Below are 12,034 nucleotides of genomic sequence, written 5' to 3'. Positions count from 1 at the left end.
CAACAATTCCTATACTGCAATTGTGCGCCGTTGTTGCTTATCCGTAAGAAATCAGGGGAATAACAACTGAAGCCGAATTTTACCATTGTGATCGTGGTAAATCTGTCGCTTTCCGCGCCGGCAGGGGTCGGGATGAACAAAGTGGCTTATGTCGAATGCTATAATCGCTCATAATTTTTTGCTATAAGTGACATATGAAGCTGATCGGTTCCCTCGGTAGTCCTTTTGTTCGCAAAGTCCGTGTTGTCATGGCGGAGAAGAAGCTTGATTACGACTTTGTGCTGGAGGATGTGTGGGCTCCGGACACCAAGATCCAGGCGTCCAATCCGTTGGGTAAGGTACCTTGCCTGGTGATGGAAGATGGCGGCGCCATGTTCGATTCTCATGTGATCGTCGAATATCTCGATACCCTGACTCCGGTTGGCAAACTGATTCCGATCAACAGCCGTGAACGCTCCGAAGTCAAATGCTGGGAAGCGCTGGCCGACGGCGTCCTCGACGCGGGTGTGATGATCCGACTGGAAGGCTTGCAGCGTCCTGCCGAATTGCGCAGCCAGGCCTGGATCGATCGCCAGCAGCGCAAGATCGATGCCGGCCTGAAGGCGATGGCGACCGGTTTGGCAGAAAAACCATTCTGTTCCGGCACGCATTATTCGCTGGCCGATGTTGCAGTTGGTTGCGCACTGGGCTGGCTCAGTTTCCGTTTCCCGGAAATCACCTGGCGCGAAGATTATCCGACACTGGCAAAATTGTTCGAGAAATTGTCCGAGCGCCAGTCGTTCAAGGATACCGTCCCACAGTAAGCGTAATACGCCAACTGGTGCGGACAATAGGCGCATAGCAAAAGCAGCAACTCAGATCACTGACGCTGGCTGTTTCGTCAAATAGAAGACGAAACAGCCAGCGCCCAGATTTCAGATATATCTTCCCTCCGCATCAATTCCCACGCATTTCCGGGCACTTCGCCCAACTACGATCCGATCAGGATTTGTCATTCCACGTTGTCGTCTCTTAACTGATGGCGCGCTAGTTTTTCTTGGGCGTGAAGAAAGTCGATGGCGACTGCCCGAAGGTTTTGCGGAACATCGCGGAAAACGCCGACTGGCTGGCATAGCCCAATTCGGCCGCAACCAGCGACAGCGGCATGCCGCGCGCGATCATCGGCGCGGCATGCGCCAGTCTGATCTGTTGCCGCCATTGGCCGAAAGTCATGCCCAGGTCGCGTTCGAACAATCGCGCCAGGGTTCTTTCCGAAGCGCCGACTTGCTGTGCCCAATCGGCTAGCGTGGTATTTGAATCGGGTGTCTCGATCAGGGCCTGGCAGATGGCGTGCAGGCGTTTCTCGGTCGGCAGCGCGATCCGTATCGCCTGGGTCTTGGCTTCGGCCAGTTCGTTCAGGATCAACTGGCTGATCAGCGACTCGCGCTGGCTATCTTCATTGACCTGCGATAGTGCGGCGATCAGTTCGCGCAGCAAGGTGGAGACTTCCAGCACGATGCATTGCCGGCCTTGAAACGGCACCGAGTCGCTATGCACATACAGTGCGCGCAATAGCGATTTTTCCATGGTGGCGATTTCATGCTCCACCAGCGGCGGAATCCAGATTGCCCTGAGCGGTGGCACGATCCAGGTGCTGTTGCCGACGCTGACGCGCAGCACGCCTTCCGCAGCATAGGTAACCTGTCCCCATGGATGTGAGTGGGCGTGCAGCTGTTCGGCAGCCTCCAGGTTGCGGGCGCGCAGCCGGACCGGATGTGTTGCATCCGGCACAACGTCAAGCAGGCCGATGCGGGTATGGGTGAGTATTTGCGCGGGCATGGGCTTATCTCTAAATACTGTGATGCTTCTGGGCCAAGCCCGGTCTGACAGCTGTGGGCGAGGATGGCAGGCAACGGTCGGCAGGTCAAATTGGCAGAAAGTCGACAAATTATGTCGCCCTATCTTAAAACAGTCTCCAAGTTTTTGCTTACACTTCTAACTTGCCCATGACCAAAGCCCGCTGCGACGCGATACAAGAGGCGGCGGCGCCATCTGGGGCACATGATTTCCCACTTTTATTCGATGACCATGCAAACCGCTACCAAGCAACTTTCCCCCACGCTGGGGTCGCACGATGCCGAAAAGACCGGCTTCCGTGTATTGGGCGCCATCAGTTTTGCGCACTTCCTCAACGACATGATCCAGTCGCTGATCCTGTCGATCTATCCGCTGCTGAAGGGGAATTTCAACCTCAGCTTCGCACAGATCGGCCTGATCACGCTGACTTATCAGATTACCGCATCGATCCTGCAGCCGCTGGTCGGGCTGTACACCGACAAGCATCCGAAGCCGTATTCGCTGGCGCTGGGGATGGGCTTTACGCTGATCGGCCTGTTGCTGCTGTCGGTTGCGCCCAACTACGGCATCCTGCTGTTGGCGGCGGCGCTGGTCGGCACCGGTTCGTCGATCTTCCATCCGGAATCGTCACGGGTTGCCCGCATGGCGTCCGGCGGCCGCCATGGCTTGGCACAATCGATCTTCCAGGTCGGCGGCAATGCCGGCAGCTCGATGGGGCCGTTGCTGGCCGCATGGATCGTGATCCCGCACGGACAAAGCAGCATCGCCTGGTTTTCGGCCGCAGCGCTGCTGGCGATCGTGGTGCTGTGGCAGATCGGCAACTGGTACAAGCGCAAGCGTCAGGAGGCCAAGAGCCGGCCAGCCAAGGCGCAGCAGCCGCATTTCGTGTTGCCACGCAAGAAGGTCATGTTTTCGATCGGCATCCTGCTGATGCTGATCTTTTCCAAGTACTTCTACATGGCCAGCTTGAGCAGCTATTTCACGTTCTACCTGATCGATAAATTCCATCTGTCGGTGCAGTCGGCGCAGTTGCACTTGTTCGTGTTCCTGTTTTCGGTCGCTGCCGGCACCGTGCTGGGCGGACCGATCGGTGACAAGGTCGGGCGCAAGCTGGTGATCTGGGTGTCGATTCTGGGCGTGGCCCCGTTCACATTGATGCTGCCATATGCCAACCTGTTCTGGACCGGCATCCTGACGGTGGTGATCGGCGTGATCCTGGCTTCGGCATTCTCGGCGATCCTGGTGTTTGCCCAGGAACTGGTGCCAGGCAAGGTGGGCACCGTATCCGGCCTGTTCTTCGGCTTTGCCTTCGGCATGGGCGGCATCGGCGCCGCGGCGCTGGGCAAATTGGCTGACATGACCAGCATCAGCTTCGTCTACCAGGTTTGCTCGTTCCTGCCGCTGATCGGCTTGCTGGCGATGTTCCTGCCGAATCTCGATGCCTATCGGCGCAAGGCAGCGGGCTGACCTCGCAGATAAGACGTTCATAAAAAAAGCGCGCTTGCATTTGGCAAGCGCGCTTTTTTATTTTGGAGAACCGTTATGATTATTTCTTTTGCTTGGCGACCCATTGTTCCAGCGCCTGCAGCGTGTTGCTGACGTGCTTGTCCGGGTCCATGCTGCTGTATTCGTAAATGATGCTGCCGTTCGGTGCGATCACGTAGGACACGCGGTCGGCATAACCGGTTTTATAGAGCAGCACCGAATCGTAGGATTTCATGATGCTCTGGTCCTGGTCGGCGGCAACCGGAAACTTGCTGCGGCATTCGCTTACCGAAAATTTGTTGAGGGTATCGATGTTATCTGCAGAGACTCCGATTACGGTGGCGCCGAGTGCTTTGTACTTGTCGACCGCATCGGCAAACAGATGCGCTTCAATGGTGCAGCCCTTGGTGAAGGCGGCGGGATAGAAGTACAGCACGACCGGGCCTTTTTTCAGCTCGTCGGCCAGCGAATAGGTAAACACCTGGCCGCCCAGCGACGCTTGTGTCGTGAAGGATGGCGCTTTGTCGCCTGCTTTAAGGGCGGCAAAAGCAGGCGCAGTCATAGCGCCGCAAATCAGCAATGCTGCAATCAGTCGTTTCATGGGGACTCCTGGTCAAAGATATCCACCATCATGCTTCGAGACACGGAAGTTGTCCAATGACTTGTTTGGTCAGCCGGAAAATATGCAGTCGATGACGCGCATCGACCTCATTCTGTGCTGACCGCACGTTGCATCAACGACCGCGCCAGCCGCCACCCCAGCCACGTCCGCCCCAGCCGCCATAATAGCCAAAGCCGATACCGATGGCAGGCGCCGCATACACCGGTGCCGGCGCATAGTAGCCGCCATCGTAATAGCCGCCGCCATAATACTGGTTGCCGTTATAAGGCACGGCAACGCAGCCCCCCAGCAGTACGGTTGCACCTAGCAAGCCTGCTGTCATGAGAAGTCGCTTGTTCATTTGGCCCTCCATCCGTTTATCTAATGGAAATTGGATATAAGCCTAGCAGATAAGTTCAGGTTGGGAAGGGTGGCATGTATCACGCATGAATCGGTGATAGAGGGGAGTATGTCTAAAAAAGAAGATTAAAACCTCGGAACAGAGCCTAATTCCTTTCCATACTCCGTACAGTATCAATACGGAGCATGGAAAAGGATGTGCTACTTTTACAATCGGTAACCAAATTCACGCTGGAATTGGTCGTCGATTTCTGCGCGGCTAGGTGCATGGTTCTGCGGGCCCAGGTGCGCAATCTTGATGCTGCCCAACAAACTGGACAGGCGGCCGGTCGTGGCCCAGTCCATGCCATTGGTCAGGCCGTACAGAATGCCGGCACGGAAAGCGTCGCCGCAACCGGTCGGATCGAGCACCCGTTCGGCCTTGACGCAAGGAATATCGATCTTGCTGTTGGAGGTAAAGATCTCTGCACCCAGTTCACCGCGGGTTACCACCAGCGCCGATACGCGTTCGGCAATCTGTTGCAGCGACAAACCGGTGCGCGACGCCAGCATTTCTGCTTCGTAGTCATTGACCGCGATGTAAGTCGCCAGTTCGATGAAGTGCTTCAGCTCATCGCCATTGAACATCGGCATGCCTTGGCCTGGATCGAAGATCAGCGGTATGCCCTGGGTGGCGCAATCTTCAGCGTGCTGCAGCATGCCGTCGCGGCCGTCCGGAGCGACGATCGCCAGTTTGACCGGGCCGGCATCGGCCACTTTGTTTTCATGCGAATAAGTCATTGCGCCCGGATGGAAGGCGTTGATCTGGTTGTTGTCGGCGTCGGTGGTGATGAAGCATTGCGCGGTGTAGATCGACTCGATGGTGCGCACCGAGCGGCGCGAAATACCTTGCTGATCCAGACGCTCAAGGTAGTCACCGGCATCATGGCCGACAGTCGCCATGATCTGCGGATCGCCGCCCAGCAGTTTCAGGTTGTAGGCGATATTGCCGGCGCAGCCGCCAAACTCGCGGCGCATGGTCGGCACCAGGAATGAAACGCTGATTTTATGTAATTGATCGGCCAGCAGCGATTCCGAGAAGCGCCCCGGGAATTGCATGATGACGTCGTACGCCAGTGAACCGCAGATGAGTGATGTCATAGTTTATATTTTGTGGAACGGAGTTTCGCAGCGTAGGGTGGCCACATCGTGCCCACGCGTGAATTCACAGCGTCTACATACGGTGTTGATGCCGAGCAGGCTTACACTCTGGCCATCATGGGCACGCGCGGGCACTGCGTGCCCACCCTACGACAAAGCGGTTAAATTTCAAATAAAAACAGTTGTGCCAAGTGTAGCATCGGAGAAACGAAGCTTGCTGAGATCAAGGATAAAACAGATAAACCCGATAACCCGATGCTTTCAGTTGCTGTAGTTCGAACGTCAACTTGATGGGTTGCTCCTGGTCGCTACCGAAACCAAGACTGGCATTGGTTGCTGCGCTAAGATAATCGCGCGGCGTAAATACGCGGCGCACGATGGCCTTTTCGTTGGCATCGTTCAAGGTCAATTCGATATTTGGCCACGCCTGCACAGTGTCGCTGCGATTGCGCAGCAGCAGGTTCAGCGAAAAGATATTGCGCGCTGGATCAAGTGCCTGCAATTCATTGGCATCGATCGAAATCGTGTCGATTTTCATCGGCAGGTCAACGCGACAGCCGATTTTGGCGCAGGCGCCGGTCAGCAGCGGCTTGAGCTGCGGCACGCGCACCGCCAACTGGTCGCGGAACAGGTAAGCCGATTGGCCGATGGCGCCGACCAGCAACAGCGCGCCGACACCCCACATGACGCCGCGCAATGCGCCGCCGATGCGTTGCTTGCGGCGGGCACTGAGGACGAAATCCGGTTCGTCGGAAATTTCTGGGTCCGAGTCATTAGTTTTGTCGCGACCCTTCCTGCGGCTGCCGCTTTCACTGCCGTCGGCTGCGTTCTGCGCCGCGGATGCATTCTTCACGCCGCGCCAGGGTTTGCGCTGCAACTCGTCGATGATGCGATCAAGTTCATCGTCATCGGATGGCGCTTTGCCTTCTTTTGGGATTGGCTTGCCGTCGGTGTCGACCAGGTAGTCGTTTTCGCCGGCAACATGCATCAAGGTCATGCGCGCCATCTGTTTGTCGCTGTCATCCTCGTCGCTGACATAGGTGTTGCCATCGACATCTGCATCAACATGACGATGCCAGACATTGGGCGCTGGCGCTTCGCCGGTTTCGTCACCCAGTTCTGCAGGAGCGGAAGGCTTGACCAGGCCGAACGGCGTGTGATGTACGTCGGCAGGAGCGGATTGACTGGTTTCCTCGGCGATGCGTAAATCTTCTTCCAGGCCGTCGATGGCCGCTTCTACGCGGTCCGATGCGGAGGTCGGCATCTTTTCGAACGGCGCTGGGGTAGGCACGGCGGTTTCGCTGCGCGCAATGGTCGGTAGCGGATGATCGGTGGCGACCACCACCGTTGCATCGGTTTCCGGTATACGTTCGGGTTCGGGTTCCGGTGCCGTTGCTGTGACGGTTTCTTCCTGATGCGGATGCGATGGAGGCGTAGCCGGCTTCTGTTCCGCCGTTGCTGCGATTGCTGGTGCAGCCAGGCTGGCTGGCTGCGTCGCAGCAGGGACTGGATCGGGAGAGGCGGCCGGCGCGGCTGCTGGTGTGGCGACAGGAGCTGCAACCTCAGGCCGCACCAAGTGCTCGATGCCGTTGAATACTTCGCGGCAGCTACCACAGCGGACCAGGCCGCCGCGCAGCTTCAACTGGTCATTGGCGACCCGGAAGGTGGTTTGACAATGCGGACATTGGGTCGCTAGCGCCATGGTGTGCGGCTTATGCCTTCAGTTTTCCGGAGAGGGCAACCCAGCCGTCGTGTTCGGCCCATACCGTCAGTGGAATCCACTGGGCATAGGCGGCGATGACGTCGTCGGCCTGGGCCGCGAGCACGCCGGACAGGGTCAGGCTGCCGCCGGGAGCGATGCGGCTACACAGCATCGGCGCCATCAGCTTGAGCGGGCCTGACAGGATGTTGGCTACCACGGCGTCGAAAACCTGCACGCTGGCGCTGCTGCTGAAATCTTCCGGCAGGTAGTAGTCGACGCTGCAATGATTGCGTTCGCTGTTGTAGCGTGCCGCATCGATCGCATGCGGATCAATGTCGACCCCAACCACGGTCGGGCAGCCGAGTTTTTTGGCAACCATGGCCAGGATGCCGGAGCCGCAGCCGTAATCGAGCAGCGATTGCGGCTGCTGCGCCGGTACATTGATTTCCAGCCATTCCATGCACAGGCGGGTAGTCGGATGGCTACCGGTGCCGAACGCCAGGCCCGGATCGAGTTCCAGGATCAGGCCGTTGGCATCCGGCGCATCGTGCCAGCTCGGCACGACCCAGATGTTCTTGCCGATATGAATCGGATCAAATTGCGATTGCGTCAATCGCACCCAATCCTGTGCCGCGACTGGGCGCAAGGAATAAGGTGGGACCGGCACGCCGCAGGCTGCGGCGGCAGTGCTGACGATGGCTGCGTGGTCGGCATCGACTTCGGCCAGGACCACTACGCGGCTGCGCTGCCATGCCGCTTCCTTGGGCTCCATGCCAGGCTCGCCGAACAGCGGTTGTTCGGATGCGGTACCTTCGTCGGCGTCTTCCACTGAAACCGACAGCGCGCCAGCCTCCATCAACGCATCGGACAGATTCTCGGCGTCGGTTAGTGGCACTTCAATAACAATTTCGGTCCAACTCATCTGATGCCTTAATTACTGTACTTGTGCGTTATGGAGCGCCGGCGCGGGCGTGAAAGCCCGCTGCCGTCTTTATTTCTTGACCGCTTTATCCGTTTCCTTGGCCACAACCGGACGTTCAGCCAGTTTATGCTCAAGATAATGGATGTTGGTGCCGCCTTCAATGAAGCGCGCATCGATCATCAGTTCGCGGTGCAGCTGGATGTTGGTCTGGATACCCTCGACCACCATTTCCGACAGCGCGATCTGCATGCGCTTGATCGCTTGCTCGCGATTGGCGCCGTAAGAAATCACCTTGCCGACCATCGAGTCGTAATGCGGCGGCACGAAGTAACCGGCGTAGGCATGCGAGTCAACCCGGATGCCAGGGCCGCCAGGAGCATGCCACGACAGGATTTTGCCGGGAGATGGGGTAAATTTGAATGGGTCTTCGGCGTTGATACGGCATTCGATGGCGTGACCGGAGAGCTGGATATCGCGTTGACGGAAGCGCAGCTTTTCGCCGGCCGCAATGCGAATCTGTTCCTGGACGATGTCGATGCCGGTGATCATCTCGGTGATCGGATGCTCAACCTGGACCCGGGTATTCATTTCGATGAAGTAGAACTCGCCGTTTTCATACAGGAATTCAAACGTGCCGGCGCCGCGGTAATCCATCTTGCGGCAGGCTTCGGCGCAACGATCGCCGATCTTCTCGATGATCTTGCGTGGGATGCCAGGCGCTGGCGCTTCTTCGATCACTTTCTGGTGGCGGCGCTGCATCGAGCAGTCGCGTTCGCCCAGCCAGACGGCGTTCTTGAATTGGTCGGCGAGGATCTGGATTTCCACGTGACGCGGATTTTCCAGGTACTTCTCCATATAGACTTCCGGATTGCCGAATGCAGCGCCGGCTTCCGTCTTGGTCATGGTCACGGCATTGGCCAGTGCGGCTTCAGTGTGCACCACGCGCATGCCGCGTCCGCCACCGCCGCCAGCGGCCTTGATGATGACCGGATAACCGATCTTGCGGGCGATCTTGACGATTTCTTTCGGATCGTCCGGCAGTGCGCCTTCGGAGCCGGGAACGCATGGCACGCCAGCGCGGATCATGGCTTGCTTCGCCGATACCTTATCGCCCATCAGGCGGATGTTGGCCGGACGCGGGCCGATGAAGACGAAGCCGGATTGCTCCACGCGTTCGGCGAAATCGGCGTTTTCCGACAGGAAGCCGTAGCCAGGGTGGATCGCCTCGGCGTCGGTAACTTCCGCCGCGCTGATGATGGCCGGCATGTTGAGATAGCTCAGGCTGGACGGCGCCGGTCCGATACAGACCGATTCGTCAGCCAGTTTCACGTATTTGGCGTCGCGATCGGCTTCGGAATGGACCATCACGGTTTTGATGCCCATTTCACGGCAGGCGCGTTGAATGCGCAAGGCAATTTCGCCGCGATTGGCAATAAGGATTTTTTCAAACATAGTAAATGGTATGTGCGTCGCTAAGAGTCAAGCGTTATCAAGCATTGGGCTGGCAATACGGGCGAGCTGCGGTGCGCTGCGTGAGACGTTGCAAGCGAACCGGATGGCCCTGCATTGGCAACCAGAATGGCGCCATCGGGAAAGCCCGATGGCGCCGGATAAATATTAGCCAATGATAAACAGTGGTTGGCCGAACTCGACCGGCTGGCCGTTCTCAACCAGAATCTTCTTTACTACGCCGGAAGCGTCGGCTTCGATTTCATTCAACAGTTTCATCGCTTCGATGATGCACAAGGTGCCGCCTTCTTTGATTTCCGAGCCGACTTCGACAAACGGTGGCGTGCCGGGAGCCGACGAGCGGTAGAAGGTACCAACCATCGGCGATTTGACGATGTGGCCTTCCGGTACCGCTGCCACTTCAACCGGCGCTGCGACTGGAGCCGAGGCAGTTGGCGCTACCTGGAAATGTGCTGGTTGTTGCTGCGCCTGCGGCTGCATCATGACAACCTGGTTCTGCGGGGATGCAGATGATTTGACGATACGGACCTTGCTTTCGCCTTCGGTCACTTCCAGCTCTTCGATGTCCGATTCAGCGACCAGGTCGATCAGCGTCTTGAGTTTTCTCAAATCCATATGCAATCCTTCAGAATATGTGTGTTCTATAAATAGTGAAAATTTAAAGCAATTTTCGTTTTTTTAGCAGTCGAATCCGCGAAGTTGCAAGCTGCTTGCAAGCACGAAGGATCCGCCGCGGCAAAGCTTCAATTACAACGCGTGTTCAACTAGAGTTTCTTAATTGCAAAATCAACGGCGGCGCGATAACCGTCCACGCCCAAACCGCAAATGACCCCAACAGCCACATCCGACAAATAGGAGTGATGCCGGAAAGCTTCTCGCTGGTGGATATTCGAGATGTGGATCTCCACAAAACGGATAGCGACTCCCGCCAGTGCGTCGCGCAAGGCTACACTGGTATGCGTGAGACCGCCAGGGTTGATCACAATCGCGTCGACGCCTTCTGCCTTGGCCGCATGGATGCGGTCTATCAGGGCGCCTTCATGATTGCTTTGGAAGCACTCCAGCCGGGCGCCGGCGGCGCTTGCCTGGGCCTGGGCTGCCTGCTCGACATCGGCCAGCGAGGTCGAACCGTAGACTTCTGGCTCTCGTGTACCCAGCAGATTCAGGTTGGGTCCATTGAGTAGAAGTATATTTTTTGCCATGGAGATAGTGCTCCGTTTGACGACGATGCGCGCATTTTGCCGTCAAATGACGTTGACTGGCAAGGGAAAAATTGTTTCTGTGAAATTTCGGCGTGGATTTGTTAAATTTCTTTTTGGAGAAATTAATACTTAATAATATTTAAAGTAATGCCAAGTCCTTGCGTATTTCATCGAATTTAATACTGCCCAAATATACCTTTTTCACGGCCCCATCGCGGCCGATCAAGACCGTGAACGGCAGCCCGCCAGCCTGGTTGCCGAACTGCCGCAGTAACGCCGTGGCACCGCTGCCGGCCACATATAGAGGATAGGAAATCTTGTATTTCTCGGCAAATTGGGCGATGTTGTCTTGGGAATCGATGCCAATCCCGATAATTTGAATGTTCTTGGAAGCTATTTCCGCTTGCAAGGCATTCAATTCCGGCATCTCTTCAACACAAGGTGCACACCAGGTCGCCCAGAAATTAACAATCAGCGGCTTGCCTTGCCATTGCGCGAGCGAACTCGCCTTGCCGCTCGCATCAGGCATCGATTGCGTAAACAAATTGGCGACGGCAGCGTTTTCCGGCGCTGCTGGCGTATGGCGTTGTACACCAAAATAAATGCCGATAGCGCAAAATAGAATCGCAATCGGCACAAATATCAAAATATTTCGTTTCATTAATCTTCTTCTTGATTGATTAACATGCGTACGGCATTCAAGTCGGCGCGTTCTGCACGCTTGCCTGACGCGGCCCTGATACTACCTCGCAAATCGTCAGTTTCATATAGGGTTAAATGTATACCTTCTTTTTTATACATGAAACTCACAGTTTCCACCGGGTCGTTATTACCACCGCTTTTAAGGGATGGGCTGCTTGATAGCTCAAACTGCACATTCTTGTTAAAAAGGAAAATTTCAACGTCTTTGGGGCTGTCGACGAACAAATGCAGATAAATGTCCGAGTGCTCGCTAGCTGTGCCGTTGAGGACTGCACCGGTAAGGTAGGGATTAAACTGAGCCAGTTCGCCCATCATTTCGACAGCAAGTTGCCGTAAATGTAAAAGTCGCCCGGGCTGGGTGTCGCCGAAGAATAATTCGTTATAGATGCGTACTTCTTCTTCGATCTGGGCATTATCGGGCAGGAATTCGCCGCGAACCCGTTTGTTGCCCAGGCACATTTTGACGGCTTTGCGCTTTGCGGTGCCATAATCGGCGCCGTCTTCCGCGATCATGCGTGCCGCCGTTGCGGCAATTTCTGCGCGCAGTTGTTCTAGTTCAGGAGAGAGATTGGATGCCATAAGCCGGATCATAAAGCGATTTCTGGTTAGTGTGC

13 protein-coding genes are annotated in these 12,034 nt (G+C 56.4%); 2 read left to right on the top strand and 11 right to left on the bottom strand.

All coding sequences use genetic code 11. The annotated features are described in order from the left end of the window. Window positions 1-194 precede the first annotated feature (194 nt). Window positions 195-803, top strand: coding sequence for a glutathione S-transferase N-terminal domain-containing protein (locus ACIPF8_RS18210; protein ID WP_400423675.1), 609 nt, complete (start codon window positions 195-197; stop codon window positions 801-803). Window positions 804-1,026: 223 nt separating this feature from the next. Here the strand turns inward: ACIPF8_RS18210 and ACIPF8_RS18205 are convergent, their stop codons facing one another. Then, window positions 1,027-1,818, bottom strand: coding sequence for an AraC family transcriptional regulator (locus tag ACIPF8_RS18205; protein ID WP_400423673.1), 792 nt, complete (start codon window positions 1,816-1,818; stop codon window positions 1,027-1,029). 243 nt (window positions 1,819-2,061) lie between these two features. Here ACIPF8_RS18205 and ACIPF8_RS18200 point away from each other — a divergent pair, with 243 nt between their 5' ends. Continuing rightward, window positions 2,062-3,303 (top strand): MFS transporter, encoded by a 1,242-nt coding sequence (locus ACIPF8_RS18200; protein ID WP_400423779.1) that lies wholly within the window; start codon window positions 2,062-2,064, stop codon window positions 3,301-3,303. Between the two features lie 79 nt (window positions 3,304-3,382). Here ACIPF8_RS18200 and ACIPF8_RS18195 read toward each other — a convergent pair whose 3' ends face one another. The 10 genes from ACIPF8_RS18195 to ACIPF8_RS18150 all read right to left on the bottom strand — a co-directional run bounded on the left by ACIPF8_RS18195 (window position 3,383) and on the right by ACIPF8_RS18150 (window position 11,999). Next, window positions 3,383-3,922 (bottom strand): peroxiredoxin, encoded by a 540-nt coding sequence (locus tag ACIPF8_RS18195; RefSeq protein ID WP_400423671.1) that lies wholly within the window; start codon window positions 3,920-3,922, stop codon window positions 3,383-3,385. Window positions 3,923-4,055: 133 nt separating this feature from the next. Next, window positions 4,056-4,283 (bottom strand): hypothetical protein, encoded by a 228-nt coding sequence (locus tag ACIPF8_RS18190; protein ID WP_400423669.1) that lies wholly within the window; start codon window positions 4,281-4,283, stop codon window positions 4,056-4,058. Window positions 4,284-4,489: 206 nt separating this feature from the next. Further along, on the bottom strand, window positions 4,490-5,422 hold the full coding sequence (locus ACIPF8_RS18185) for a carbohydrate kinase family protein (protein WP_400423667.1): 933 nt from the start codon (window positions 5,420-5,422) through the stop codon (window positions 4,490-4,492). 223 nt (window positions 5,423-5,645) lie between these two features. Beyond that, window positions 5,646-7,124: a DUF3426 domain-containing protein gene (locus tag ACIPF8_RS18180; protein ID WP_400423666.1), complete on the bottom strand. Its 1,479-nt coding sequence runs from the start codon at window positions 7,122-7,124 to the stop codon at window positions 5,646-5,648. 10 nt (window positions 7,125-7,134) lie between these two features. Further along, window positions 7,135-8,046: a 50S ribosomal protein L11 methyltransferase gene (gene prmA, locus ACIPF8_RS18175; protein WP_400423664.1), complete on the bottom strand. Its 912-nt coding sequence runs from the start codon at window positions 8,044-8,046 to the stop codon at window positions 7,135-7,137. 69 nt (window positions 8,047-8,115) lie between these two features. Next, window positions 8,116-9,498: an acetyl-CoA carboxylase biotin carboxylase subunit gene (accC, locus tag ACIPF8_RS18170; RefSeq protein WP_061536970.1), complete on the bottom strand. Its 1,383-nt coding sequence runs from the start codon at window positions 9,496-9,498 to the stop codon at window positions 8,116-8,118. Between the two features lie 165 nt (window positions 9,499-9,663). Further along, a complete protein-coding gene (accB, locus tag ACIPF8_RS18165; RefSeq protein ID WP_400423662.1) occupies window positions 9,664-10,131 on the bottom strand; it encodes an acetyl-CoA carboxylase biotin carboxyl carrier protein in 468 nt (155 codons plus the stop codon). A gap of 149 nt (window positions 10,132-10,280) precedes the next feature. After that, on the bottom strand, window positions 10,281-10,718 hold the full coding sequence (aroQ, locus tag ACIPF8_RS18160) for a type II 3-dehydroquinate dehydratase (RefSeq protein WP_400423660.1): 438 nt from the start codon (window positions 10,716-10,718) through the stop codon (window positions 10,281-10,283). Between the two features lie 139 nt (window positions 10,719-10,857). Beyond that, window positions 10,858-11,379, bottom strand: a complete 522-nt coding sequence (locus ACIPF8_RS18155; protein WP_400423658.1) for a TlpA disulfide reductase family protein — start codon at window positions 11,377-11,379, stop codon at window positions 10,858-10,860. Further along, complete coding sequence (locus ACIPF8_RS18150) at window positions 11,379-11,999, bottom strand: hypothetical protein (RefSeq protein ID WP_400423657.1); 621 nt, start codon at window positions 11,997-11,999, stop codon at window positions 11,379-11,381. Before ACIPF8_RS18150 ends, ACIPF8_RS18155 begins: the two co-directional genes overlap by 1 nt. Window positions 12,000-12,034 lie beyond the last annotated feature (35 nt).

Source organism: Collimonas sp. NPDC087041, from assembly GCF_044745265.1.
Classification (GTDB): domain Bacteria; phylum Pseudomonadota; class Gammaproteobacteria; order Burkholderiales; family Burkholderiaceae_D; genus Collimonas.
The sequence above is the reverse complement of the archived record's forward strand: the minus strand, read 5'-3'. Positions and strand labels throughout refer to the sequence as shown.

What these genes read in the sequence shown, in the direction of transcription:
- ACIPF8_RS18210 (WP_400423675.1), top strand. Translation starts at nt 195, where the DNA reads ATGAAGCTGATCGGTTCCCTCGGTAGTCCTTTTGTTCGCAAAGTCCGT.
- ACIPF8_RS18205 (WP_400423673.1), bottom strand. Translation starts at nt 1,818, where the DNA reads ATGCCCGCGCAAATACTCACCCATACCCGCATCGGCCTGCTTGACGTT.
- ACIPF8_RS18200 (WP_400423779.1), top strand. Translation starts at nt 2,062, where the DNA reads ATGACCATGCAAACCGCTACCAAGCAACTTTCCCCCACGCTGGGGTCG.
- ACIPF8_RS18195 (WP_400423671.1), bottom strand. Translation starts at nt 3,922, where the DNA reads ATGAAACGACTGATTGCAGCATTGCTGATTTGCGGCGCTATGACTGCG.
- ACIPF8_RS18190 (WP_400423669.1), bottom strand. Translation starts at nt 4,283, where the DNA reads ATGAACAAGCGACTTCTCATGACAGCAGGCTTGCTAGGTGCAACCGTA.
- ACIPF8_RS18185 (WP_400423667.1), bottom strand. Translation starts at nt 5,422, where the DNA reads ATGACATCACTCATCTGCGGTTCACTGGCGTACGACGTCATCATGCAA.
- ACIPF8_RS18180 (WP_400423666.1), bottom strand. Translation starts at nt 7,124, where the DNA reads ATGGCGCTAGCGACCCAATGTCCGCATTGTCAAACCACCTTCCGGGTC.
- prmA (WP_400423664.1), bottom strand. Translation starts at nt 8,046, where the DNA reads ATGAGTTGGACCGAAATTGTTATTGAAGTGCCACTAACCGACGCCGAG.
- accC (WP_061536970.1), bottom strand. Translation starts at nt 9,498, where the DNA reads ATGTTTGAAAAAATCCTTATTGCCAATCGCGGCGAAATTGCCTTGCGC.
- accB (WP_400423662.1), bottom strand. Translation starts at nt 10,131, where the DNA reads ATGGATTTGAGAAAACTCAAGACGCTGATCGACCTGGTCGCTGAATCG.
- aroQ (WP_400423660.1), bottom strand. Translation starts at nt 10,718, where the DNA reads ATGGCAAAAAATATACTTCTACTCAATGGACCCAACCTGAATCTGCTG.
- ACIPF8_RS18155 (WP_400423658.1), bottom strand. Translation starts at nt 11,379, where the DNA reads ATGAAACGAAATATTTTGATATTTGTGCCGATTGCGATTCTATTTTGC.
- ACIPF8_RS18150 (WP_400423657.1), bottom strand. Translation starts at nt 11,999, where the DNA reads ATGGCATCCAATCTCTCTCCTGAACTAGAACAACTGCGCGCAGAAATT.